The organism is Dyella sp. SYSU CM1112, from assembly GCF_058216415.1.
The window spans coordinates 609,457-632,835 of sequence record NZ_JBZEGI010000001.1 but is presented as its reverse complement, the minus strand read 5'-3'; the positions used below and the strand labels follow the sequence as shown (position 1 = coordinate 632,835).

Sequence of the window (23,379 nt, the reverse complement as noted above, 5' to 3'; positions counted from 1 at the left end):
TCACTCCCCTCTCAAGGCACGCATCGGTGTCACGCGCGAAGCACGCATGGCTGGCAACAGGCAGGCCAGCAAGCCCACGCTCATCAGCACCAGGCAAACCACCAGCAACACCGGTGGATCGAACACGCCCCGCTGCATTTGTATCAATACGGCGCGCAACACGCCCGCCAGGACAACGGCAATAACCAGTCCCGTGCCCAGGCCAATGACGATTTGCAACAACGCACCATGCAGGACGCTGCGCATCAGACGTGCAGGTGAAGCGCCAAGCGCCAGACGCACGCCGAACTCGCGCTCGCGCAACGTCACCGCAACCGATACCACCGCGTAGATGCCCGCAGCAGCCAGCACGAGTGCCAGTGCTGCAAAGACACCGATCAGCAACAAGTCCATGCGCGTGGCATCCATGGTGCCGCTGACAATGCTTTGCATGCTGCGCATGCGAGCAATGGGCTGGTCGGGCGCCACCGCGGCGACTGCTGCGACAACGGCGGCGCGATAGTTATTCGGATCGCCGTGCACGCGCAGCGCGAAATGCAATGGCAGGTAGTCGCGCAGCAAAGCTGTCAGATCGTCCGGTATCTGCTGCATTGGCAGATACAAGATGCCGTCTTGATCGCCCAACGGGCCAAACGGGCTGATGTCACCGACGACACCAACGATACGGACGGAATACGGGCGGACACCGACCCCCTTCTCGTTAGTACCGATATCGATGGTCTGGCCCAGCGCATGTCCTGCATACAGACGCTGGGCCAGCGTGCGATTGACAACTGCCACCGCCTCGCCGCCTTTGACATCCCCGGCCTGAAAGGCGCGTCCCTCACGCACAGCAATATCGAAAACTCCAAAATAGTCCGGATCGATACCGCGAAGCTGGGGAGAATCTGCGAGCATGGGCTCCCCACCGAGCGCGTGGATGTAACCCAGGTAGAAATTCTGCGTCTTGTCGCCCATCGGCAAGCCCGTACCGACCGCGACGCGTTCCACGCCAGGTTGCGCGCGCAACCGATCCAGCAATTGCCGCGTCAGTCGTTGCAGCGAAGCGGCATCAGGATAATCGGCCTTCACAGGTGCCAACTCGAAGGTGAGGATACCTTTGCTGTAAAACCCCAACGGAATATGCGCAGCGTCATACAGCGCATGCAGGAACAAGCCTGCCGCACCTAGCAGGGTCGCGGCCAGCGCCACCTGCGCCACCACCAGCACGCGCCCCAGCAGACCGCCACGACGTCCCGCGCCGCTACGCCCTCCTTCGCGCAAATCTTCCATCGATACGCCCGAGGGGCCGCGCCAAAGCCCCAACGCGGTCGCCAGCAACGCGCCAGTGATGCCGAGGGCGAACGCCACCGCCACGATCGAGATATCGGCATGCAGCTCGCTTCCCGCCAGCCATTGCGGCGGTATCGATCCACGTAACAGTTCCAATCCAAGCCAACCCAGTGCCGTACCGATCAATGCCCCGCCAAGACCAATCAGTACGCCCTCAGCCAGCATCGGCAATATCTGCCGCACCCGCGATGCCCCCAGCGCTCCCCGGATCGCTGCATCGTGATGGTGTGACAAGTTGCGCAACAGCATCAGGTTGGCGAGATTGACCCATGCAATCAGCAGTACCAGCGACGCACTCGCCAGAAACATCATCAAGACTGGACGCGCCTGAATTCGCATCGAGGTCTTGAGGTCGTCAGCACGAAACCGCAGGCCTTTTGCGTAATCGCTTCCAGGATCGTGCTTCGCCTCAAAGATCGCGTGCACCCGCGCATCGACCTGGGCACCGATCGATGTTGCGGTTGCCCCAGGCGCAAGCCTCGCAATCGCCCGGTAATTGTTGCTGTTGTCATTCGTGCTGTTGGCCGGAAAGGCACATGGCAATACAAGATCGCCCTGCTTGAGGTCGATGCCCTCCGGCAGTACGCCCACGATGACATGGGAAACGCCCTCGATTGACAAGACACGACCGATCACGTCTGCATCGCCGCCATAGCGGCGCAGCCAGAACCCATGGCTCAGGATCACCGCCTTCGGACCGTTCGGACGATCCTCGTCCGCACTGAAATTGCGACCAAGGATCGGCTTGACTTCCAATGTCGGCAGCAAGCCGCGATCAACATGGATGGCTGGCACCAGTTCGGGCACTCCATCGCCGGCGATGTTGACGGGCAATGCATCCGCCTCGATCAGACCTAGCGACCGCACGCCACGCAGCGGTAACAAGTGCTGATATTCACTCGGCGATATCCAATAAGCGACACCGTATTTCTCCTGCCCCAACTGCACCAGTTGAGAAGCCTGCGGATATGCCAGTGGTTGCAGCAGCATCGCATCGACCAAGGCAAACACGGCCACACTGGCGCCGATGCCGAGCGCCAGCACACCGACGGCCAATGACAAATAACCGGGACGGCGGAGCATGGCTCGCCAGGTACGCCAGATCTCGCTCAACCAGACATTCATCGACAAATTTCCTTTCGCATGAAATGCAAGAATCCATCGATAAATCGGCAACCCTTGGCGACCCTATACCTACCCATGGGACGGCTACTCCCCTCTCAAGGCACGCATCGGTGTCACGCGCGAAGCACGCATGGCTGGCAGCAGGCAGGCCAGTGAACCGGCTATAGCGAGCACCGCGCAGACACCGAGCATCGCAACAGGATCGAAGGCATTGCTGCGGTCAAGCAGCGCCATCAGCAACACCGCCATCGCGTGCGAGGCAACAAGCACCATTGCCACGCCAATCGCCAAGCCCACCATGATCTGCATCAAGCCCCCATGCAACACCATGCGCAACAAGCGTTGCGGTGCTGCGCCCAGCGCCATGCGCACGCCAAATTCGCGCTCGCGCGCGGCTACCGCCACAGCCATCACTGCATACAAACCGGTGGCCGCAAGTAACAACGCGAGCCCGGCGAACAGGCCGATCAGCCACAAGCTGAGTCGGGCATTCTGCGTGGTCGCATGCACGATGCTGCCCATCGAACGCAGCTTGGCGATGGGTTGTTCCGGCGCGACTTCTGCCAACGCCTGGCGCACGCTGGCCTGCCAATCCATCGGATTGCCGTGACCGCGCAATGCGAAGCGCAGTGGCTCCAGATTGCGGAAGATCGCCATGTTCTGCGCGGGCACTTGTGCCAGCGGCACGTACACCACGGGTTGCGTCGGCTGCAGCGCGCCGCGTTGCATGGTGTTACCCACCACGCCGACGATGCGCGTGGACCAGGCGATGTCCCCGTTCCCTTCCACCTTGATGATCTTGCCAATGGCGTGGCCACCGTAATACGCATCCGCCAGATCCTGACTGACAATGGCCACCAGTTCGCTGCCTGCCGTATCGTCGCGCGTGAAGTCGCGCCCTTCGCGCAATGGAATATCAAACAGCGCGAAGAAGCCCGGACCTATGCCGTGGTATTGCGTCACGAACTCCTTGCCATCCGCCGTGCGCATACCGTTCTGGAACTGGCCATACATGTCATCGCTCTCGGGGAGATTGGTGGCCACCGCGGCATGGGTGATGCCTGGTATCGCTTGTAGCCGCTGCACCAACCGTTGCGACAGATTCCACACCGCGGCCACGTCCGGATAGGTGGCCTGGACCGGCTCCAACTCGAACGTGAGCACGTGGCTATCGGTAAAGCCCAAGCGCATTTGCGATGCGTCGTAGAGGGCGTGCATGAACACACCGGCAGCGCTGAGCAAGGTCGCAGCTAGCGCCACCTGCGCCACGACCAGCACACGGCCCAGCCGACCGCTACGCACGCCGATGCCGCTGCGCCCACCCTCGCGCAACTCCTCCACCGTGGTCGCGCTGCGGCTACGCCATAGCGCCAATACCGCCGCGAGCAATGCGCCCAGCAAGCCTACGACCAAGGCCAGCGCCCATGCCGCCGCGCCGATGCGCAGTTGCCCGCCCCACAACCATTCGGCAGGAATGAAGCTTTGCAGCAATGCCAAACCTATCGTAGCCAGCGCCATGCCCAACAAGGCGCCGACACCACCTACCAGCAGACCTTCGGCCAACGCCGGCAACATCAGGCGCGGCAACGACGCACCCAGCGCGCTACGCACTGCTGCGTCGTGGTTGCGCGCCAGCGCGCGCAGCAGCATCAGATTGGTGAGATTGACCAGCGCAATCATCAGCACCAGTAATGCGCTAGCTAAAAACAGCAGCAGCGTCGGTCGTGCATCTTGTTGTGCGGTCGCTGCAAAACCTTCAGCACCAAAGCGCGGTTTCTTCCAATTGCCGCCCATCGCCATGTCGCGGTACATCGCACGCTCGCGCGCATCGACCTGCGCGGATACCGCGGCGATGTCAGCACCCGGCGCCAGCCGGGCGATCGCCACAGTACCGTTGCGGCTATAGTCGCGGCTCACTTTCGGCAGCGCCATCGGCAACATCACGTCGCCTGGTCCAAGCACCGTATTGAAGCCAGCAGACAGCACGCCAACGATGGTGCGCGGTGTGCCTTCCACACGCAGAGTGCGTCCGATCACATGCGTGTCGCCGCCATAGCTGCGTTGCCAGAGGCCATGGCCGAGGATGACGGCAGGCGAGCCGTTCGGACGATCTTCCTGCACATCGAAGTTGCGCCCTAACACCGGCTGCAGATCCAAGGTGGGTAACAAGTTGCGATCCATGTAGATCACCGGTACCTGCTCCGGCGTACCGGCGCCAGCAACGTTCACCGTCGACCTGGGGCGGAAAAAACCCAGCGACGTCACGCCGTCGAGCTTGTCCAGATACTGGTATTCGTGCGGCGAGATGCCACCAGGATGACCGTTGTCGTGCAATCTGCCCAACACCGCCAACTGCTCCGGGTGCGGTACCGGCAACGGTCGCCATAAGGTGTTCTGGATCAACGTGGCCACCGCCACGCTGGCTCCGATACCCAACGCCAACACGCTACTCGCCAACAGCAAGAACGCGGGGCGGCGCAGGCTGGGGCGCCACGCCTGCCAGATCTCTGCGAACCAGATGCTCACGCTCCGACCTCGATACGTTGACCGATCAATGCATCAAGGCGTGATTCATCCTCACGACGCAGGCGGTCGAAGGTTTCCTCATCCACCACGCGACCGTCGAACAAGCGTACCTTGCGCTGCGCGAGTTCGGCGTAGCGCGCGTCGTGGGTGACCATGCAGAGGGTGGCGCCGCCCTTGTGCAGTTCGTCGAGCAAGGCCATCACCGCTTCGCCATTGCGCGAGTCGAGGTTGCCGGTGGGCTCGTCGGCAAGCAGGATCGCGGGCCGCCCCACCAAAGCACGCGCTACGGCCACGCGCTGCTGCTGGCCGCCGGACAGCTGTGCGGGGTAGTGGCGCATGCGATGCGCCATGCCTACGCGCTCCAATGCCTCCTGCACGCGTGCGCGCCGCTCGCTGGCATCAATGCCACCGCGATAGGTGAGTGGCAGCTCCACGTTCTCTTGTACGGTGAGGTCACCGATCAAGTTGAACGCCTGGAAGATGAAGCCGATCTCCGCATTACGGATGCGCGCGCGTTGTGCGGCATTGAGCTTGGCGACGTCGTGTCCGTTCAGTACGTAGCGGCCGTCGCTCGCGGTGTCGAGCAGGCCGAGGATGGACAGCAAGGTGGTCTTGCCGCAGCCGGACGGCCCGGAGATGGAAACATATTCGCCGCGCGCAATAGTGAGGTGCACATCGCTGAGCGCGTGGGTTTCCACTTCGTCGGTCTGAAATACCTTGCGGAGGCTGTCGAGGGTGATGACATTGGCGGGTTGAGTCATGGACGGTTCCACTCCGGAGTCTGGTGTGATTTCCCTTTTTCCAAAGGGAAAGGGTTCAACTTCGTTGCTCACTTCAGCTTGATGCGATCGTATTTATCCCACTGGCTGACATCGGAAAGGATCACTCGATCACCGGCCTTGAGCCCACGCAGCACTTGTACGCGATCCACCGAAGCCGCGCCGATGCGCACCGGCACGCGCGTGGCGGTGTCGCCGTCGGGGTCGAGGCGGAACAGGCCGAGATCGGCATCGGCCTGGGCCAGCGCGGGGCGTCCCACCGAGAGCACGTCATGCAACTGCGCGATCAGGATGCGGCCATCCACGGAGAGGTCGGGCCGCGCGCCGGGCGGCAGCTTGCCAGCAAGCGCCACGTCCACTTGCACGCTACCGTTGCGCACGGAAGGATCGATGCGCTCCACTTTGCCGTCGATCAAACCGTTGTGAGTGTCCACGCTCACCTGCATACCCATGGCCACATCCTTGGCCTGCACCTCGGGTACCTGCAGGCGCGCGATCAACACATCAGGTTTGGCCACGCGCGCAAGATTGGCGCCCGCGGCAACTTGTGCGCCTTCCTGCACCGCCACCTCCTGCAACACGCCGGCAATGCCGGCCTTCACCTGCATGGCATCGACCTGACGTTGACGCAATTGCAGATTGCTCTGCTGCTGGACAAGGCCGGCCCGCACTGCATCGAGCTGCGCCTTCATGCTGGCAGCGAACGCCGCCACGCGCTGTTGTTCGATCTGCACGTGCTCATGCAGCTGCTTCAAAGCGATTTGACCCTGCTCGTACTGCACGCGCGGGATCACCTGCGCCTTGATCGCGATAGCGTCAGCATCGGCCTTGACCTTGGCCGAGGCGTAATCGGATTGCGCCTGTGCAAGCGCCGAGCGCTGATCAAGCAGCTGCGATTCAAGCTCCGCGCGCTTGGCGGCAACGTCTGCCTGTGCTGCCGCCACCTGTGCTTGCGCGTTGCGCAGCGCATCCTCGGTCTGCGGATCGGAAAGCTGCATCAGCACCGTGTCCGGCTGCACCGACGTACCTGGCCACACCAGGATTTTTTCCACCTGCGCCGGCGTGGAAGCCGCCAGCCAGCGAATCTCGCGTGGCACCAAGGTGCCGGTGGCACGCACTTCGCGCAGCATGTCGCCCTGCTGCACCGTGTCGATCCACAAGCTGCTGCGATCCGCCACGGGCAGCGCCGGCCCCAACCGCCAGACCAATCCGGCCAGCACGACCATCACCAGCACACCGCCGCCCACCATGAGTCGCAAGCGGCGACGCTTACGGATGCCATATATCGGGTTTGCAATATCCATGCACCATCCATGGCAAGCGCTGTGCCAGCTGGCCTGAAAAAGGAAAATCCTTGTGGATCAAGGCCCCATAGCGGCAACGTGCAGCCGGTACGCTACTGCGTTGTCCGCATCCGGATGACGGCGTCCACAAAGGGACACCACATTGTGGCCAATGCGCTTTGCGCTGCGTGGCAATGCCATGTTGGTGAGGTCCGACAGTGCCGATGGTGAAGAGGATGAAGATCTTGCAGTTGACGGGCTGCAACATCATGCCCACTGTGATGGACGCCACGTTGTTGCCTGGAACGGATGTTGTCGTTCGCGGCATCTCGCCAACAAGATAGACCGAGTGTAAGTACTCCATGATCGCAATGGACTCGATCATCGCGACGTCGTCATATCGAGTCACCGGTCCAGCCATCACCGTATTCCGCGTTACCCCCAGTGGCCTATTTCATCCCGACGCAGCGCCATGACATTTGACGCTGGAGCAATTCATGGCAAATGATAGGCCCTGGGGGCCGACCCGATCCTTTCGAAGGATCCCATGGCGGGTGGATCTATCACGACTGGGGACACATGACCCAGCGCACAGGGAGAGCGGTAACGCGAACAGTCGATGCAAGGAAGCAAAAAATGACATTGCTTTATCAGCAAACATGGCGTGATCCGATGAGCGGCCATTCAGGCCGCAAATGGCTAGCGCAACGCGTCTGAAGTGTCACTCGTAAAACAGGAGATTCCATGCACAAGGTCAAGCATTTCAAACCCGGCAAACCTCAGGCCACGTGGTCACTTTCCGTGTGTAACGCCACTATGGTTATAGCCCTGGGTATTATCAGTTCACTGTCTCCGGCGGCTGCCTATGCGCAATCCACAAGCGCCGCGATCTTCGGCAAAGCGCCGGCCGGGGAAATTGTGATAGCAAGCAGTACGACAGGCCTGCATCGCCGGGGAACTGTGAATAAAGCAGGCCGTTATAAAATCGGTCCCCTGCCGGAAGGTAGCTATACCGTGACCTTGGAAAAAGGCGAACAAACCGTCGCTACACGATCCAATATTGCGCTGCTAGTTGGCCGAAACGCCGAAATCGATTTTGCCTGCCCTAACGACCATTGTGCGGCACTCGAAGATCGCTAAACCAGCGCCCATTGAAAGCTTTGATGTCAAACCCGGCGTCGTCGCCACGCAACGTACTTGCGACGACGACCGGCATCAACAAGCCTCTCAACTTCCAGTGGCAAATGCCCATTCACGCTCGAAGTCCTCTAAGTTTAGAGACTTTGCTCAATATGTCCGAATGCATTTCCGGCACTCAAAATCAAAAAGCACCCTTGAGTCGCCTCTATTTCTGCAGACGGTCCTTCACCCGATCTGTTAGCCGTCGGCACCGTTTACGGCACCCCTGCGGTCAGGCCGAACTTGTTGGCGCGTGCGTCGATACCCGGATCAAGCGCTCGCGCAGCGACCAGATCGGCACGGCCCGCGTCCGCCTGACCACTGCGTATCTCGGCTAAACCAAGGCCGTAGCGCGACCAAGCGGAACGCGGCATGTGGGCGACGGCCTGTTCGTAGGCCTTGATCGCTTGGGAGTAATGTCCCAAGCGCAGTTCTACCAAGCCAAGACTGTCGAGATAGGCTGGCCACGCGCCGTCACGCCGGATCGCCTTACGGCAATCATGCAGGGCATCGTCGAGCATCTGATTGCTCAGGCCGCGCGCCCAGCAGCGTTCGTTGAGCGCAGAGCCTAACTTGGCATCATCGTCATGCAGGCGAATCCAATCATCGAGCAATGGCAGCGCGGCAGCGGGCTGACCGAGCTGAATGTACATGCTGGCAATCATTCGTGCCTGGGCTGAACCTGTCGGCGCCAAGGCGCTTGCCGCGACCACATCGGCTGCCGCACTTGTGCGGTCTTTGTGCATGAGGTGAAGTCTGGCGCGCAACAGTAACGCTTCGAGGTTCTTTGGATCCATGCTCAAAGACTTGTTCAAGTCGGTAAGCGCCGCATCGGATTGCTTGTCTGCCCAAAGCGCTTTTGCGCGGGCAGCATAGTAATCGGCTTGATCGGGTGCCAAACGGATCGCTTCGTTCAAATCAGCGATGGCCGCCTGCGGTTCGCCGCGAAACAGATAGGCTTCGCCACGCAAGGCATAATCGGATGCAGTCTTGGGCGCTGTACTGTTGTTGTCCGCCGCACTTCCGGCATCGGGTTTGTCACCGTCGCTCGGTGCTTTGGCAAGCGCAAACACACGCCCGCCGTTGTAGGTGAAATAAGCTTTTCCCTGGCTGTTGGCAATGAACATATGATGGGCGAGCAAGTAATCCAAGCCCAACAACATGCCGGTTCTGTCGTCGCCCAGGTTTCCGTCAATGACCTGCATCTGGCTATGGTGGATGGTTTCCGTGCCGACGGAAAACGAATCGACAGGCACAATCCATGTCTTGAGCGACTTGGCACCAAAGCCCGTCGCGGCGAGGCCATTTTTCACGTCCGGCGCATGCAGATCGATGCCCACGTGCTCGGCGGCATGACGGGTCAGCAAGGTGGCAAAGGCTCCCGAATCGAGTAGCGCCCGCACTTTCTTGCCGTTGATTGTCACATCGATAAATGTGCGTCGGTCGATCTTGCTGTTGGACGGATCGAGATCGGCCATGAAGTAATTGGTGCCCGTGGCCCAATACGCCAGTGGTTGGTTATGGCAACCATCAACTTTGAACAGCGTCAACTTGCCATGTGCCATATCGATTTCCAGATCGGCGAAATCGAGCAGGTTGGCACCTAGCAAGCCATAGCCTGCATCGCTACCGCCCACGATGAAATCGATATTTTCGAGCGTCGTGCCGAGGATGCCGAATGCCTTGACCCGCGTGTACTGGGCAGTCGCCGTGCCTCCGATACCGCTGATGCGAAAACCAAATGGCAAAGCGCGCAACGAGAGTCCCAGCGACGCTGCGGTGGCATCCGACATGGTGTTGAAAAAAGCGCCTGTATCGAGCGCAAACCGCGTATCGTTGCCATTGATCTTCACCATGGTCGTGGCGCGCCAGCCGTCTAGTTCTACCGGCAACGTGCCATAGCGTTCCAGGTGGCAACTATCCGCCCAAGCGTGGCCTGCCAGCAAAAAGCCGATACCCATGCAGCACAAACGCAACATCCTTATCGTTAAGGTCGCTGCGACGATTCGTATCGCGCCGATCATAGTTTCCCCTGAGAAATAGGGAGCCCGTACTTCCAGGTTGTCTCACGCCTGCCCCGAGGGACGTGGACAACGTCAATGACCTAAGCATCGGTAAGCGTGTTTAATTACTGCGACAAATGAAGAACATCGACCACGATCTCCGTCAGCACAGGCACGGTGAGCGCCGCACAAACAGCGACCCAAAATCGCGTACGCCTGGGAACAAGTGCCAAGATCATAAATGCCGCCGAGCAGGTGTAAACGCCTAACGCCATCGATTCATCAGCCTCACGCCATGGCTTGGCCAATAGCAGATAACCCAGGGCGCAACCAGCGATGGTTAACCGCCATGGCCGATTCAAGTTCCACTCCCGCACCCTACCCATGCAGCCCCCGCACGCATTCAAGGCAGTATGGCAATATCCGCAGTCACAGCGGACATCGATAGCTTATTGTCCCCGCCGGCGGGTCTTGGTCGAACCTGCGCGAGTTCCGCCGGTCTTGCGCGGGCTCGACGGCGTGAGTCGATTCAACCCGCTCGCTACAATCTCCCCGAAGACCTTCGGATTGCCATAGGCCCGCGCTGCCAACATGGCGCCATACACCATCGCCATGAAGGCTTCCGCCTCCTGGCGTGCTGAACCTTGCAGTTCAAAGCGACCCAATTGCGTGCCCCGCGTCAGTACGATTTCCAGCCAATTCGAAAGGTCGCGGAAATGCGCGCGCACCTCGTCGGCTAGATCGGCCGGTAGCGTGGGCAATTCGCTGGCAAGCATTCCCGCCACGCAGAATGGCGCTGATGCGTCCGCGATGCATTTTTCCCAGTAACCGGTGTACATGCGTAGCTGGTCTTCGGGATCGAAGGCGCCACTGCTAAGCGAGTGTGTCTGCTCCACGATCAGCGCGCGGGACTGTTCGACCACCGCGCGTGCCAAGTCGGATTTGCTGGGAAAGTGGTGGTGGATGCTTGCCTTGCGAACCTGCACCTCGTCGGCGACATCCGCATAGCTAAAGCCGTTGTAGCCCCGCGTCTGAATGAGATGCCGAGCCGAATCGATGAGTTTCTGCTGAGTTGTCATGCAGTCATCCTATCACTAGGTAGGTGACTGCATGGCCACCCCGCCACGTTCCACCCAATCGCTGGGCAAAACTTCGCCAGCACTGATCCTTGACAATGTTATCTACCTACTAGTAGGTTTAGTCGACCTTTTCAAGGATCTCTCCCCATGAACTTGCTTCGGACCTTTTACTTCCTTCGCGCGGGTGTCGCCTTTGCCTGGGTCGCGCTGGCCTTTCTCCTCGCCAACGCGCCGCTTTTCGTGGTGGGCGCATTACTCGTGCTCTACCCCGCATGGGACGCAGCCGCGAACGTGATCGACGCGCAGCGAAACGGAGGGCTTCAACTTAATCCGGGGCAGACATTCAACGCGCTCGTCAGCCTCATCACGGCGGTGTGCATGGGCGTTGCCTTTGCCTTGCACGGCAACGCGGGCGGCGTGCTGGTGTTCGGCATTTGGGCACTTCTTGCCGGCCTGTTCCAGCTGGCGGTGGGCATCCGGCGCCGCAAACTGGGCGGACAAGCTTTCATGATGATCAGCGGTGCGCAGTCGGCCTTGGCAGGCGTCTTTTTTGCCGTGCAGTCGTTCGGGGTAGCACCCACCATTGCCAAGCTCGCACCCTACGCCGCCTTCGGTGGCCTGTACTTCTTGCTATCGGCCCTGTGGTTGACGTTCAAGATGAAGCGCATCCCATCCACTCCATGAGTGATCGTTGTCATCACTCGCTTCCGCGCAGCTTGGATGCCTTACTTCCGGTTGTGGATCTTGCAGCGTCTGGTTCGCGTGCTCGTCGCGCATCGAATATCTCGACGCGCTTCAACGAAGGCATTCGATGTATATAGCCCTGCTGTCTTTCTTGCAGGGCGTATCCCGCGATAGTTGCGGATTCCGGCCGGATCAAACCGATTCGAGCAATCAGTGAACGTGCCGCCGTTGCTGATCAATAGCTGGTAACGCCATCCGCTTGCGCGAGCTTATCCAGCCGACCACGAGTGACAATGTCGCCACGACAAGTGGCGGCACAGCGTGCCCGTATTCGCCGTGGATGATGACGGTCGCGAGGGCGGCACACATGACAGTGCCACCGAGCGCCGCGCCTGCCAGGCGACTCCGCGCCCGAAAAAGCAGAATGGCGGCGGTGAGTTCCAGCGATCCGGTCACGAAATGGAACCAGTGCGGATACCCCCATTTCAGGTATTCCGCGTAGATCGATCCCGGGGCGAGAATGTTGGTGAGTGAGCCCACGACGAAGAAAGCCGCAAGAGCTAAGGGTAAGACTTGGCGCCAGGCGATTTTAGACATGTGTCTGACCTTGGATGATGAGTTTTCTGCCGAGGAATGGTGTGACAGCCTGACCGACAAGCCGGATGATTTCCGACGAATGCAGCGGCTGGAAAAAGTGACCCACGAGACCAGTCCTCACCACAGGAGTAAGGGTGTCTGTTTCAACCAGGTGTTGGTCGCCAGTTGCTCCACCACGAACCGAGCGACATCGGCGCGTGCGACCTTGCCGCCGTTGACGCCGGCGAGGTCAACGATGGCCCTGACGTTTCCGCGAGCGAGGTCGTTGGTGAGCCTGCCGGGCCGGACGATGACCCAATCGAGTGCGCTGGCGCGGATCGCGGCTTCCTGACGCCCCTTGTCTTTGTAGGCATGGCGAAGTAGCAAGGGCTGAAATAGCCGGTCGAACACGAAGCCGCCGTGGCCGTGGCTATCTCCCACCCCTAAGGCCGAGATGCAGACCAGACGGCGCACGCCGCTGCGGGCCATCGCCGGGAGCAGCACGTGGGTCGCTTCGGTCAGCAGGCTGACCTCGTTGAAAAGGCTAATGCCGGTCCCCAGCGAGCTGATGACCGCATCGCAGTCGTTCAAGGCGCGCATGAGGGCGCCTTCGTCACGAGCGTCCCCCTCGATGATGTCCGCTCCCGGAAGATCGGATGCGCCCGCCTTCGAGCGAACCAGCGCCACGACCGAATGACCTTTCTCCAGGGCGTCGTGGACGATCAGCCGTCCGGTTCCGCCCGTTGCACCTAAAACAAGAACCTTCATAGTCGACCTCGATTTTTTGGAACGACCGCCGCACTTCACGAGGAAACGGGCTCTTTTGGCTTCTCTGCTAAAACCGCGATGGGATGCGAATTTCCGGAGTAGATTTCGAAACTCTGATCCCATCGCTGATTAGCGGACCTACGCCGTAGCGGCCTTCTGGGCTGCCGCGAAGACATCGCGGGCGGACGTCGTGCCTGGAACGTGCTCCGCACCCTCGACGCCGAGATCCATCCAGCCTGCGTTGACGGCGTCAAACACCGCTTCGGCCGGCCCTGTCTGGCCCTTCGGAATGCCGAGCTGTTCGAACGCCGCCGGCCACCCAGCGCGCGGGATAGCAAAAGCTTTGACGTCGACGTTCAAGACTTCACCTAATTGTGTCGCGACGTCATCCGCGCTAACCATCGAACCAAGCTCAATGACGCGATGCCCCAACCATGCCGGTCCGGTCAGAAGTGCTGAGATCTCGGCGCCGATATCATCGGTCGCGACCATGGTCGATTTTCGATCTGTCGGGTTGTAGTAGACGGGGAGCGTGCCACCCTGGGCAACATGCAAGCCGTAGAGGAAATTTTCGAAAAACCCGCCCGCACGCACATAGGCGAGCGGCAATGTCAGGCTGCGAAATGCTTGCTCCAGAAGCGATAGCGCCGTGATCATTCCCAGCCCGCTGGTTCTGTTCGCCCCCATGGATGAGAGTGCGACCACTCGCGGCGGTGCTGCCTGGGCCAGCGCACTGACGTAGTTTGCAATCACAGCCTTCGCTTCTTTGTAATCGGGCGAAGACGCCCATACCGCCGGCAACATGACAAACGCGCCTTCGACATCTCTAAGCGCCATCTCGATCGCTGCCGAATCATTCCAGTCACCGTCTACCAGTTGCACGCCCTCGTCGGCCCACTTCGCCGCCTTTGCACGATTCCGGACGAGCGCGCGCACTTCTCTGCCTTGCGCCAGCAGATGTTTTGCCGCTGCGCCGCCAACTTTTCCCGTAATTCCCATGACTAAAAACATGAACGTTCTCCTGATCTTTAGGATCTTTGTACGTAAAAGCCAACTAACAGGCAGGAATGCCTGCCGATACGCTTTAGCTGGAGTAAGTGATTCCAAGCTGTAGTCCTGCTCCATCGTCAGGCGGCGAAGCCGCGCCAAGTGCGACCCGCCTGCGACACGAAGGCCGGCTTATGCGTGGCCCGAAGCCTCGCTGGTGGCCTGCTGGCCGCGCACAAAATCGGTGATCGTGGTTTGGAATGGAGTGGTCGGCCGTCCGATCAATCGGGCAAGCTCGCCGCCGTTGTCGAACAGCGCGCCCTTGGCGACACCTGCATCGGTGTCGGACAGGATCCTTGCGACCATCTCCGGCGCGCCAGCTTGCAACGCTGCCGATCGAAACTCTTCCGGCGTCAAATTCTGGTAGGCCATCGGCTTGCCCGACGCTTCCGCCACCAGGGCGACGAGTTGGTCCAGCGTGAAGGATGCATCGCCGGCCAGCTCATAGATGCGACCCGCATGGTCGCCGCTGGCCAGTACAGTCGCCGCAGCCCTGGCATAGTCGGCACGCGCTGCGGAGGAGATGCGTCCATCTCGCGCCGCACCCATGAGGACGCCATGCTTCAAGGCAAGCGGTAGCCGCCACGTATAGACCTCCGTGTACCAGCCGTTGCGCAGAAGCACGAACGGCACGCCGGCTTCCGCCAAGGCCGCTTCCGTGTCGCGATGCTCTTCAGCGAGGAACAGCGGTGACGTATCCGCGTGGAGGATGCTGGTGTAGGCAATCAGACCGACGCCGGCATCCTTCGCGGCATGGATGACGTTACGGTGCTGCACCTTGCGCTTGCCATTCTCGCTGCTGGAGATGAGGAGAAGCCGATCCACGCCCGCAAGCGCGCTCGCCAGCGTTTCCGGTCGGGAATAGTCAGCGGCGCGGACCTCTACACCTTTTTCGCGAAGCGCATGTGCGGTTCCCTCATCCTTGGCCGGATCACGCATACCCGCGACGATGGTGCTGGCGGGCACCGTCTCAAGCAGCGCATCGATGACGAGCCGGCCAAGCTGGCCGCTGGCGCCAGTGACGAAGAGCTTCGGCGTGATGGGCATCATAGTTCTCCCTTGATCTTCAGGATGTGTGTACGTAAAGGCCAACTAACAGGCAGGAATGCCTGCCGATACGCTTTAGCTGGAGTAAGTGATTCCAAGCTGTAGTCCCGCTCCATCGTCAGGCGGCGAAGCCGCTTCAAGCGCGATGCGCCTGCATGCCGGAGCCAGTGACGAGAAAGCGGGCGGAAACAGATGGAGAGATGAAGACTCCGTCAGCGGGAGACTTATGACTTGGGCTAGGTCTACTAGAGAGACCGCCCCCGAGGGACGTAAGGAGGCACTTTTTTGCAACCAGCAGATATCAAGGAATTCCGCATGAGCAACGCATTGCGCGCCATCGAAAGGTTCAGCCGCTATCCGTTGGCAGAGTCCCAGTCCGTGTGCTGCCCGGTGCTCGACCGTATCGGCGACAAATGGAGCATGCTCATGATCATGGCTCTTGCGACGCGACCGCACCGCTTCAGCGAGCTTCACCGCGCTGTCCATGACATTTCCAAGCGCATGCTCACCCAGACCTTGCGCGATTTGGAGCGCGATGGACTGATCACCCGCCATGTCTTTCCGACCAAGCCGCCGGGCGTTGAATATCGGCTGGCCCCGCTAGGCCACTCGCTGCTGGAACCGATGGCGAGCCTTATCGATTGGGCCGACCGTTGCCATGGTGACATCCATGCCGCACGTGCCCGCTTTGATAGCACGCCCGGTGATGCCTCACGCTAGGTTTTTCCTGCTCGATCGAAGGTGCCGCCTGACAGCACCCGCGATAGCTAAACCATCAAACGCTTCCCTGCACTTGATCTGGGAAGCGTGTGATGGTCACTTCAGAATTTCTTTCACGACATCGATTGCATCCGCACCTTACGGCGAACGTATCGACCTCATGGTGTTTTGGATTGCGCCTGGGAGATCGCCGCTTCGGCCAACCGGCTCATCACGGCATAACCGGCAGGATTCGGGTGGACGCCGTCGACTGTGAACCTTGCCTTGAAGCCACGATGTCCGTCGTCCAGTGGCGTGAAGTAATCCACGTAAACCAAGCCTTCCTTGCCTGCGTACGTCTTGATCCAGCTGTTCAGTGCTTTAATCGTTTCGATGGGCGCCACGGAAGGTCGCCATGGATAGTGGGCTGCCGGCGTAAGCGACGCCAGAATGACGCGGATGTGGTTGGCGCGCGCAAGTTCCACCATGGTCTTGATGTTGTTCTCTATGGCATCGAGCGAGGTCGGACCGGTATTGCCGGCGATATCGTTCGTGCCTGCAAGAATGTGTACGACGGAAGGATGCAAATCGATCACATCCGCCTGGAAACGCAACACCATCTGCGGCGTGGTTTGTCCGCTGATGCCACGGTCGATCACATCATGGGTAAAAAGCCTGGGATCACCGGTACCCCACCTTTCGGTAATGGAATCGCCCATAAAAACCACGCGGTGAGAAGATGCCGGCGCAAGCGCGGCGTTTGCATCGCGGAAACGGCATAAGTCGCCAAAATCCTGCAACCTTCTTTCCTTCTGCCATGCACTTGAGGCTGCATTGACCTCTGCGCTGGGCTGCGGCAACGGTTGATGATGCGCTTTTGCCTGATCCACTTTGGCCGTATACGCCTGCACGATGGCTGGCTCTGGCGGCAATGCGGCGCATGGATTCTGCACCACCCCAACCGCTTCGACAGATGCCGTACCGGAAGATCGGCCTGTGTTTGATGGGGATTGCGCCATGGCGGCGCTGCAAACAAAAACGCCTATCAAGGCAGGCAAAAAATAACCCGTCGCTTTCATCGTTGATTCTCTCCCTCTCCCGTCGCAACACCATGCAACGCCTCGACACACTATACCGAACACGCGTAACGCGGGCAGATCTCTCGTCAATTACACGGAGCTCGGCTCTTGCCGGTACAACGAATGAGGATTTAGAGCGCATCCCCAGGGGGGAATCCATTGTTTTTCCGTGTCGATTTGCACACGGGCATGGACAACGTCGCGCATGAGCCTTGGGTAGTTCTCGAAGACACGTTTCACACCCCCACAGCCATTCGCTGCAATCTGGGTGGCGACGTCTAGTTGGCAAAGGAAAAAAGCATGCACCCAAGTGCGACACACCAGCCTCCACATGATGTGTCGCGGGCAAGGATCATGTGTACGCGAACGACTCAGCCGAAATCTTCGGCCTTCAACAACGCCTCGTTCTGCTCACGAAGTACATGCAATGCGGCATGTAGCCCTTCCACTTGGGTGGGGTTCAACGGCCACTGATTTGCACCCGCGGGGACGCCGAGCGTTTTGGCCCGGTAAAACGCCTCGCTGTTGCGCAGCAGCTTTTGAATAACGTGCACCGCCAAAGCGGTTTCAGCGATCTTCGTAAGGCGCGCGTGACGTTCCGCGCGTTCCGGATCCTCGCAACCTCGTCGAGGCGGAGGGTCTAATGGGCGGAAGGGTTTTGGCGGGCGTGAGCGTGCCGTATGATCCGTGGTAGCCACGATCAACTCCTACGTAGTTGGTTTTGGTTAGCGGATCGCCTGGGTTGCCGCCCATGCGGTCCGCGCTTTCACTGCATCACTGCAATGGTCATCCACCCCGCCCCGTCAAGCGACAGCGTGGGTGACAAGTCGAGGGTAGCGACGTGCGGCAGGATGTGTCTGTAGGGGAATTCTGATTTTGGGGGGTGGTTGGTAAAGCGATGGCTGACCATCCATGGAAGGGATGCGTTTGCTCTTATGTTGCGCGGCGTTGCTTCCTCTACTGGGCTGGGCATGCCGCATATCCAGCGATCATGGGTGCGGCTACGTATCCTTTGCGGCCCTTCGGGCAGCACCCTCCTGCCTCAAATCGATTACGCGCAGCTCATATGGCCGGTTCTCCTGATTTTGCACATCAGGGTTTTCGACACGTACCGGATATAGCTCATCCAAATTCTCTACCAATCGATGAGCAGCCTCATGCTCCGTGCGGTCATGGATCACTAGATTGACGGGAAGATCGACCCGGATTCTGCGGGTTCACGTGAGAGTAACGGTGAGGAAACGCAAGGCCCATTGGCATGCCTTCGGGCATCATCATCCATCGAACACACCCTTGCATGGGTATGGCGCTCGCGCGCTCAGGATGGAATAGATAAAAAAACAAAACTTTTTAACTATCATGCTTTTTATGCGTCATGTACGTGAAAAGTCTTATTCGACGATCAGAAATGTCTAAATATTTTCGAGATAGCTTTTTTACATAAAAACACCTTCATGTGATCGCAAAAAACATTTATGTTCCGCCCCTCGGGTCCGAACTCATCGCCCAGCAGCGCGATTCCGTTCTCCGCACTATCACCATCTAATACGGATCGCGATCTCTGCGTGCGAAATGTGTATCAGGCCGTTCCATTCGAGACTCGATCAGCTGCATCAGCACTGCGCCTCAAGCGCTTTTTACAGGAGAACATGACATGCCAGATCTGGAACAAACCAAGGGAACGACATACGCATTTGCAACGCTCGGCGCTCGCACTGAGCGCGGTGGTTACGTCACACGTGCAACCTCTCGTCTATCGATTTGCGGTCTTGCTGTTGCGCGCGTTGGCGATGTCATTACTTACAGCGATGCGAGCGAAGCGATTATCGTGGACGGCTCAGGCAGGCTCTTTGTGGATAATGGCCGCTGTGGCGCGTTGGTAGGAAGTCGCCTTAGCAACGGTGATCGCATTGTATTCACGCCCTGGAATAGCGGGAAATCCGGCTTGTTCGTTCCCGACGGTGAGAGACCTGAAGGTCTTTTCGATCCACAATATGTGCCACCCCCTTGCGAGCCGGGTTACCGTTTTGCCATCCAGGGCGCAACGACAGCCCATGGCGGTGTCCTGCATCGGCCTACCGCCGATTGGCGAATCGACGGCCGTGAGGCAAAAGTCGGAACCATCGGCGACGTTGTGCAATACCCGGACGGCACAACCGCTCGGATTGCTAGCGGCCTGACTCTTGAGGGCGCATCTCACTTTCTGCCGCTTGCCTTCGTTGGCAGCGAACTCGACAACGGCGACATCATCACGGACAGCCCAGAACGCAAGAGCGAGGCACCCCGTAGCTTCAAAATCGCAAGGGCGGCGAAATGAGGCGATATGTACTCAGGAAAGGCGATAAATCAAGCAATGGCATCGTCACGCAAGGAATGGAAGACTGCATCGACCACGGCGTACCCATTACTTATATCGGCGCCGAGGTCTGGTGCAACGGCTGCAAGACAGTCGGCCATATCGGAGCGAAAGGCCCACACAACCTCTCCTTCATGCACGGCAAACAAGAGGCTTTGGATGGAGATATTTGCCTATGCAAATGCACCCCACCGCCTGTTATCCATGCATCGCAAGACCACTCCTACCATAGCTTCGAACCGCATGAGCTGGCGGCGATGGGGTATGGCGAATTTGGTCAATCGTTAGCCTCAACAGCAAGCACAACCAACGTGTTGAGTTCCGATTCGGAAAATACAGTATTCGATCAGGTATTCATCATAAGAAACAACCAAACAAACAAACCGATTCCCAATATGGAATATCGATTGACTCTTCCTGATGGGACTACGGTGGACGGCATCACAGACGATCAAGGTATGACTAAGCGAATTGCGGCTGCAAGCGCAAAAAATGTGCAGATTGAGGTATATATATGAGCGATCAAAAGGCCAACCCGTCTCCGGCACAATTTCCTTCAACGCCACAGGTTCATCTGGGACGTCTTACACCTTCGCAGGACCCAACACCGGCTGTTATAAATGCTCGATGCCCTACACCTGACCAAGTTAGCGTAACTTACAACGGCGGCGTCGATAGATCGGATATTTCTGCTTACGCCATAAGAGTTTTGACCGAAATTTGCTCGCGGGCATGCATATCGTCCGTTGCAATTAGTAGTGGGGCTAGAACGCCGGATTCGCAAGCAAGGATTATGTATGACAACGCAAGGACCAACTTGGCCGCACAAAGACGACTTTATGGACGCTCAGGTAATATGGCTCTAGATCAGTATGAGAAGGGGATCGCACAAGGCCTTGATGCAGCAACGATTCGAAGCAACATGACCAATGTTATCAAACAGCACCTTGATGATTTTCATCATGTTCAAAGAGCGCCAAATTTAAGCGTATTCGATGTAAGCCCACGATCAATACGAGGTTCAGATCAACAAAATGCGGGACAGCGCTTGGCAACCGAGGCGCGCTTAGACCCACGAGTAGTTAGATTCTTTCAGCCGCCGAACGACCCCGGTTATCACTTCGAGATTCAAGGCCCATGATTGCGCTTGGTCTTTTCATTGGAGCCATGCTTTCGGCATCTAATTCATCAAATTGCCCCATGAATCCTCCCCCACTTGCAGTAGACACCTTCAAATCATCAAAGGATGTCAAAGCATTCGTTGTTGACAGTTCGAAATCAGCCAGCATCCTTTTAAAGGATGGAAGCGTCATCCGCGTTAAAAGTATGGGGTGTGTGGATTCTGGTTCTGTGGCGCAAATTTTAGTGCCAAACCCACCACCCGATACTAACCTTACTGCCTGGCGAAAACTGATTGCGCATCTAGCGAAAATCTCTTTCGGCTTCTATGGCAACGGAATTGCTGAGTGGATTCCTAGTGCCAAAATTGAGCGGACTGATCGGTTTATCCTAACCGCTGGCAATGGTGACGATCCCCAATTTGAAGTTACCGTAGAGAGCACTGCTTCCTCCATAGGCGATGTCGTCACCCTGTCTTATACGTACAACTGATGGCATGTTTTGCGATGACTGTCTGATCGGCGCTGTATTCGTAGCGGGGGTACTCGCGAGTGGGGCTGTGGATAGACTCTTTGATTATTACTTACCCGAGCAATGAGCAAGCAATCATGGATCCGGGGCTGATTCTTGCGGGCACAGCGTTCGTGGTGGGGTTGGTTGCGCTTGCGGTGGAAAATCAACTACGGACACGAGCAAGGAACAAGAAGATCAAAGCCGAGTCCAAAGCATACGTAGATCAGCTGTACCAAAAGCTACGCGAATCTCCCCCTGCTTCAGATTCGAACTCCCCCATACTGCTAGGAAAAAATGGGCGTTGTGTCGCTGTGCGCGAAGGTGAAGGACCCTATGCGTTTGCGTTTTTGGCCCAAGCTGAACGTTTGGGCGCGCGAGGAGTGAGTCTGCATAATTCTCCTCTCACCGATGAATTCACAGCCTGCTTTCTCTACGAAGGTTATCGCTTCGCCATCGACATGATGTGGGGAGGGGAGTTGTGTTTATTGGCGGCTTCAGATGTACCCGAGGAAACATTTGAGCGTGTACTGGACTATCTGCGGCTTACACCCGGATGGTCGCTTTGGCATACGCCACGATGGTCAATGTGGCGCGTTGGGGCAGCGCGTTATCGTTTTGAGCGATTGCCGCACTGCCCACCAGATTCGTGGTACGAGACCTAATCCGAACGCCATGGATACCTCGCTTAGCGTATCTTCAAATTATCAAAGGGCGCCAAAGCGTTCGTAGTTGACAACTCGAAATCAGCCAGCCTTCTTTTAAAGGATGGAAGCATCACCATAGGTGTTCGATGCCTTGTCCCGCTGACAGACTCGGATATTCATTTTAAGGCAATGATTCCATGATCCCAATCATCTTTGCAGCAGCCATGACATCGCAAAGAGGCATCGTTCCGCAAAATTTTGAATGCACCATGCGACCAATTCCCCTCGACGCAGGAAGTATTGCCAAATCACGCGATGTAAAAAGCTTTGTTGTTGGCAATAACAAATTGACTGCATCGATCCTGCTTAAAGATGGAGCAATGATCTTTGCCAACATCGGCGGATGCGAGCATTCTTGGGGAACTGTCCGCATGCTTGTATATAACAAGGTGCCAGATGATGCCGACAAGCGAGGATGGATAATTCTCGCAGTTAAAGCAGCTCAGATAGGTCTACCTCCGTTTGAATCCGCGGGGTACGTCAAGTGGCTGGAACATGCGCGACCGGAAAAGGACGCGCAAACTGGCTTATTCAAAGCTGAAGGCTCGCCACGAGAGGGGCTGTCCTATGAATTCACCGTAGATACGTACAGTGAGGGCAGAAACGCGGCGATTATCACGGCCACCTACTACTACGATTTATGACCAAAAAACTCGATACATTGCCCCGGTATTCTTATTAGTAGCGGTGCACAAGCGCTTTCTGAGCAACGGATTGTTTATCGAATCGACATGAGTTGGACTTGTAGACGGCTTATTGCTTTCACCGCAAGGATGGAACCATAGCGCGACTGGCTAAATCCGTCGTTGAGAAACTGCCCTCGCCTGCCGCCGGCTAGCGGCGAGCGTAACGCATGCGCTGTAGCGATTACCCACAGGGTGATCAGTTCCAATTTGCTGGGATATTGGAAAGTGCCGCTCGCTCGTGTGCTTACCGCAGATCAAGCATGTGCGGTGTGGGCTGTATGTTCGTACTTCTCAATCCCCAAAGGGCTGCCGCAACATGCGACGTAGAGGATCGTCGTCACGCTTAGCCTGCACGAATCGGTAAGTTACCCTGCTGTGTTAGAGCAGTGCGACCCCTATGCATGCCAACGGCGTCCAAGGCAGTACGCCAAACATGCCGCTGGTCAAGGTGCTGTCCGTCAATACGGATTCCGACCAAGTTGAACATGGATTCCGGCGAGGGCTGAACGCTCCGCTCGTGCTGCCTAGCGGCGACCTACACCCAGATATTTGCTCGCCCTATAACGGACATCCGAAGATAGCAATTAACGCACGTCTTTGCGCCGGGTTGTTGGCCGGGCGCAAGCAGGATAAAGTTCAGAAAACGCAAGGCATCAGGGGCTGCGCTCAGCGAGCAGGCGCATCCGATTAACTCATTCAAGCCGACATCGCTTAATTCTGGCGTTTGGCGGCCGGACACTTTGCGATGGACGTTGAGCACCTTCTCCTTCGATTGCGCGTAATTTCAGACGGTGA

General features: G+C 58.2%; 23 protein-coding genes. 10 read left to right on the top strand and 13 right to left on the bottom strand.

Annotated features, from left to right (window positions below):
* From AC4HNJ_RS03125 to AC4HNJ_RS03110, 4 genes are all read right to left on the bottom strand, one after another.
* On the bottom strand, window positions 1–2,457 hold the full coding sequence (locus AC4HNJ_RS03125; protein WP_490478043.1) for an ADOP family duplicated permease: 2,457 nt from the start codon (window positions 2,455–2,457) through the stop codon (window positions 1–3).
* Between the two features lie 84 nt (window positions 2,458–2,541).
* The gene (locus AC4HNJ_RS03120) at window positions 2,542–4,983 is read right to left on the bottom strand and encodes an ADOP family duplicated permease (RefSeq protein WP_490478042.1); all 2,442 of its coding nucleotides are present in this window, start codon (window positions 4,981–4,983) and stop codon (window positions 2,542–2,544) included.
* Window positions 4,980–5,744, bottom strand: a complete 765-nt coding sequence (locus AC4HNJ_RS03115; RefSeq protein ID WP_490478041.1) for an ABC transporter ATP-binding protein — start codon at window positions 5,742–5,744, stop codon at window positions 4,980–4,982. Before AC4HNJ_RS03115 ends, AC4HNJ_RS03120 begins: the two co-directional genes overlap by 4 nt.
* Before the next feature lie 68 nt (window positions 5,745–5,812).
* On the bottom strand, window positions 5,813–7,066 hold the full coding sequence (locus AC4HNJ_RS03110; protein WP_490478040.1) for an efflux RND transporter periplasmic adaptor subunit: 1,254 nt from the start codon (window positions 7,064–7,066) through the stop codon (window positions 5,813–5,815).
* A gap of 723 nt (window positions 7,067–7,789) precedes the next feature.
* Here AC4HNJ_RS03110 and AC4HNJ_RS03105 point away from each other — a divergent pair.
* On the top strand, window positions 7,790–8,185 hold the full coding sequence (locus AC4HNJ_RS03105; RefSeq protein WP_490478039.1) for a carboxypeptidase-like regulatory domain-containing protein: 396 nt from the start codon (window positions 7,790–7,792) through the stop codon (window positions 8,183–8,185).
* A 254-nt stretch (window positions 8,186–8,439) separates the two neighbouring features.
* On the opposite strand, the gene AC4HNJ_RS03100 is transcribed toward AC4HNJ_RS03105, so the two are convergent.
* The 3 genes from AC4HNJ_RS03100 to AC4HNJ_RS03090 all read right to left on the bottom strand — a co-directional run bounded on the left by AC4HNJ_RS03100 (window position 8,440) and on the right by AC4HNJ_RS03090 (window position 11,306).
* Window positions 8,440–10,185: an aspartyl protease family protein gene (locus AC4HNJ_RS03100; protein WP_490478038.1), complete on the bottom strand. Its 1,746-nt coding sequence runs from the start codon at window positions 10,183–10,185 to the stop codon at window positions 8,440–8,442.
* Between the two features lie 167 nt (window positions 10,186–10,352).
* Window positions 10,353–10,589 carry a hypothetical protein gene (locus AC4HNJ_RS03095; RefSeq protein WP_490478037.1) on the bottom strand — a complete coding sequence of 79 codons (237 nt, stop codon included), beginning with the start codon at window positions 10,587–10,589 and terminating at the stop codon, window positions 10,353–10,355.
* An 87-nt stretch (window positions 10,590–10,676) separates the two neighbouring features.
* A complete protein-coding gene (locus tag AC4HNJ_RS03090) occupies window positions 10,677–11,306 on the bottom strand; it encodes a TetR/AcrR family transcriptional regulator (protein ID WP_490478036.1) in 630 nt (209 codons plus the stop codon).
* Window positions 11,307–11,453: 147 nt separating this feature from the next.
* On the opposite strand from AC4HNJ_RS03090, the gene AC4HNJ_RS03085 reads away from it, so the two are divergent.
* Entirely contained in the window at window positions 11,454–11,990 is a 537-nt protein-coding gene (locus AC4HNJ_RS03085; protein ID WP_490478035.1) for a hypothetical protein, read from the top strand.
* Window positions 11,991–12,200: 210 nt separating this feature from the next.
* Here the strand turns inward: AC4HNJ_RS03085 and AC4HNJ_RS03080 are convergent, their stop codons facing one another.
* The 4 genes from AC4HNJ_RS03080 to AC4HNJ_RS03065 all read right to left on the bottom strand — a co-directional run bounded on the left by AC4HNJ_RS03080 (window position 12,201) and on the right by AC4HNJ_RS03065 (window position 15,431).
* Window positions 12,201–12,587, bottom strand: a complete 387-nt coding sequence (locus tag AC4HNJ_RS03080) for a DoxX family protein (protein ID WP_490478034.1) — start codon at window positions 12,585–12,587, stop codon at window positions 12,201–12,203.
* A gap of 117 nt (window positions 12,588–12,704) precedes the next feature.
* Entirely contained in the window at window positions 12,705–13,334 is a 630-nt protein-coding gene (locus AC4HNJ_RS03075) for an NAD(P)-dependent oxidoreductase (protein WP_490478033.1), read from the bottom strand.
* 138 nt (window positions 13,335–13,472) lie between these two features.
* Window positions 13,473–14,483, bottom strand: a complete 1,011-nt coding sequence (locus tag AC4HNJ_RS03070) for an NmrA family NAD(P)-binding protein (protein WP_490478032.1) — start codon at window positions 14,481–14,483, stop codon at window positions 13,473–13,475.
* 30 nt (window positions 14,484–14,513) lie between these two features.
* The gene (locus AC4HNJ_RS03065) at window positions 14,514–15,431 is read right to left on the bottom strand and encodes an SDR family oxidoreductase (RefSeq protein ID WP_490478031.1); all 918 of its coding nucleotides are present in this window, start codon (window positions 15,429–15,431) and stop codon (window positions 14,514–14,516) included.
* Between the two features lie 312 nt (window positions 15,432–15,743).
* Here AC4HNJ_RS03065 and AC4HNJ_RS03060 point away from each other — a divergent pair, with 312 nt between their 5' ends.
* Window positions 15,744–16,148 carry a winged helix-turn-helix transcriptional regulator gene (locus tag AC4HNJ_RS03060; RefSeq protein WP_490478030.1) on the top strand — a complete coding sequence of 135 codons (405 nt, stop codon included), beginning with the start codon at window positions 15,744–15,746 and terminating at the stop codon, window positions 16,146–16,148.
* Between the two features lie 158 nt (window positions 16,149–16,306).
* Here AC4HNJ_RS03060 and AC4HNJ_RS03055 read toward each other — a convergent pair whose 3' ends face one another.
* Both AC4HNJ_RS03055 and AC4HNJ_RS03050 read right to left on the bottom strand, forming a co-directional pair.
* Window positions 16,307–17,206, bottom strand: coding sequence for an SGNH/GDSL hydrolase family protein (locus AC4HNJ_RS03055; protein WP_490478029.1), 900 nt, complete (start codon window positions 17,204–17,206; stop codon window positions 16,307–16,309).
* A gap of 371 nt (window positions 17,207–17,577) precedes the next feature.
* On the bottom strand, window positions 17,578–17,904 hold the full coding sequence (locus AC4HNJ_RS03050; RefSeq protein WP_490478028.1) for a hypothetical protein: 327 nt from the start codon (window positions 17,902–17,904) through the stop codon (window positions 17,578–17,580).
* 956 nt (window positions 17,905–18,860) lie between these two features.
* Here AC4HNJ_RS03050 and AC4HNJ_RS03045 point away from each other — a divergent pair.
* From AC4HNJ_RS03045 to AC4HNJ_RS03015, 7 genes are all read left to right on the top strand, one after another.
* Window positions 18,861–19,523: a PAAR domain-containing protein gene (locus AC4HNJ_RS03045; protein WP_490478027.1), complete on the top strand. Its 663-nt coding sequence runs from the start codon at window positions 18,861–18,863 to the stop codon at window positions 19,521–19,523.
* On the top strand, window positions 19,520–20,080 hold the full coding sequence (locus tag AC4HNJ_RS03040; protein ID WP_490478026.1) for a PAAR domain-containing protein: 561 nt from the start codon (window positions 19,520–19,522) through the stop codon (window positions 20,078–20,080). The genes AC4HNJ_RS03045 and AC4HNJ_RS03040 overlap by 4 nt, the downstream gene beginning before the upstream one ends.
* Window positions 20,077–20,703 carry a hypothetical protein gene (locus AC4HNJ_RS03035; RefSeq protein WP_490478025.1) on the top strand — a complete coding sequence of 209 codons (627 nt, stop codon included), beginning with the start codon at window positions 20,077–20,079 and terminating at the stop codon, window positions 20,701–20,703. The genes AC4HNJ_RS03040 and AC4HNJ_RS03035 overlap by 4 nt, the downstream gene beginning before the upstream one ends.
* The gene (locus tag AC4HNJ_RS03030; protein ID WP_490478024.1) at window positions 20,700–21,173 is read left to right on the top strand and encodes a hypothetical protein; all 474 of its coding nucleotides are present in this window, start codon (window positions 20,700–20,702) and stop codon (window positions 21,171–21,173) included. Before AC4HNJ_RS03035 ends, AC4HNJ_RS03030 begins: the two co-directional genes overlap by 4 nt.
* Before the next feature lie 80 nt (window positions 21,174–21,253).
* Complete coding sequence (locus AC4HNJ_RS03025; RefSeq protein WP_490478023.1) at window positions 21,254–21,856, top strand: hypothetical protein; 603 nt, start codon at window positions 21,254–21,256, stop codon at window positions 21,854–21,856.
* A 179-nt stretch (window positions 21,857–22,035) separates the two neighbouring features.
* On the top strand, window positions 22,036–22,542 hold the full coding sequence (locus AC4HNJ_RS03020) for a hypothetical protein (RefSeq protein WP_490478022.1): 507 nt from the start codon (window positions 22,036–22,038) through the stop codon (window positions 22,540–22,542).
* 475 nt (window positions 22,543–23,017) lie between these two features.
* The gene (locus AC4HNJ_RS03015) at window positions 23,018–23,275 is read left to right on the top strand and encodes a hypothetical protein (protein ID WP_490478021.1); all 258 of its coding nucleotides are present in this window, start codon (window positions 23,018–23,020) and stop codon (window positions 23,273–23,275) included.
* The last annotated feature ends 104 nt before the right edge of the window (window positions 23,276–23,379 follow it).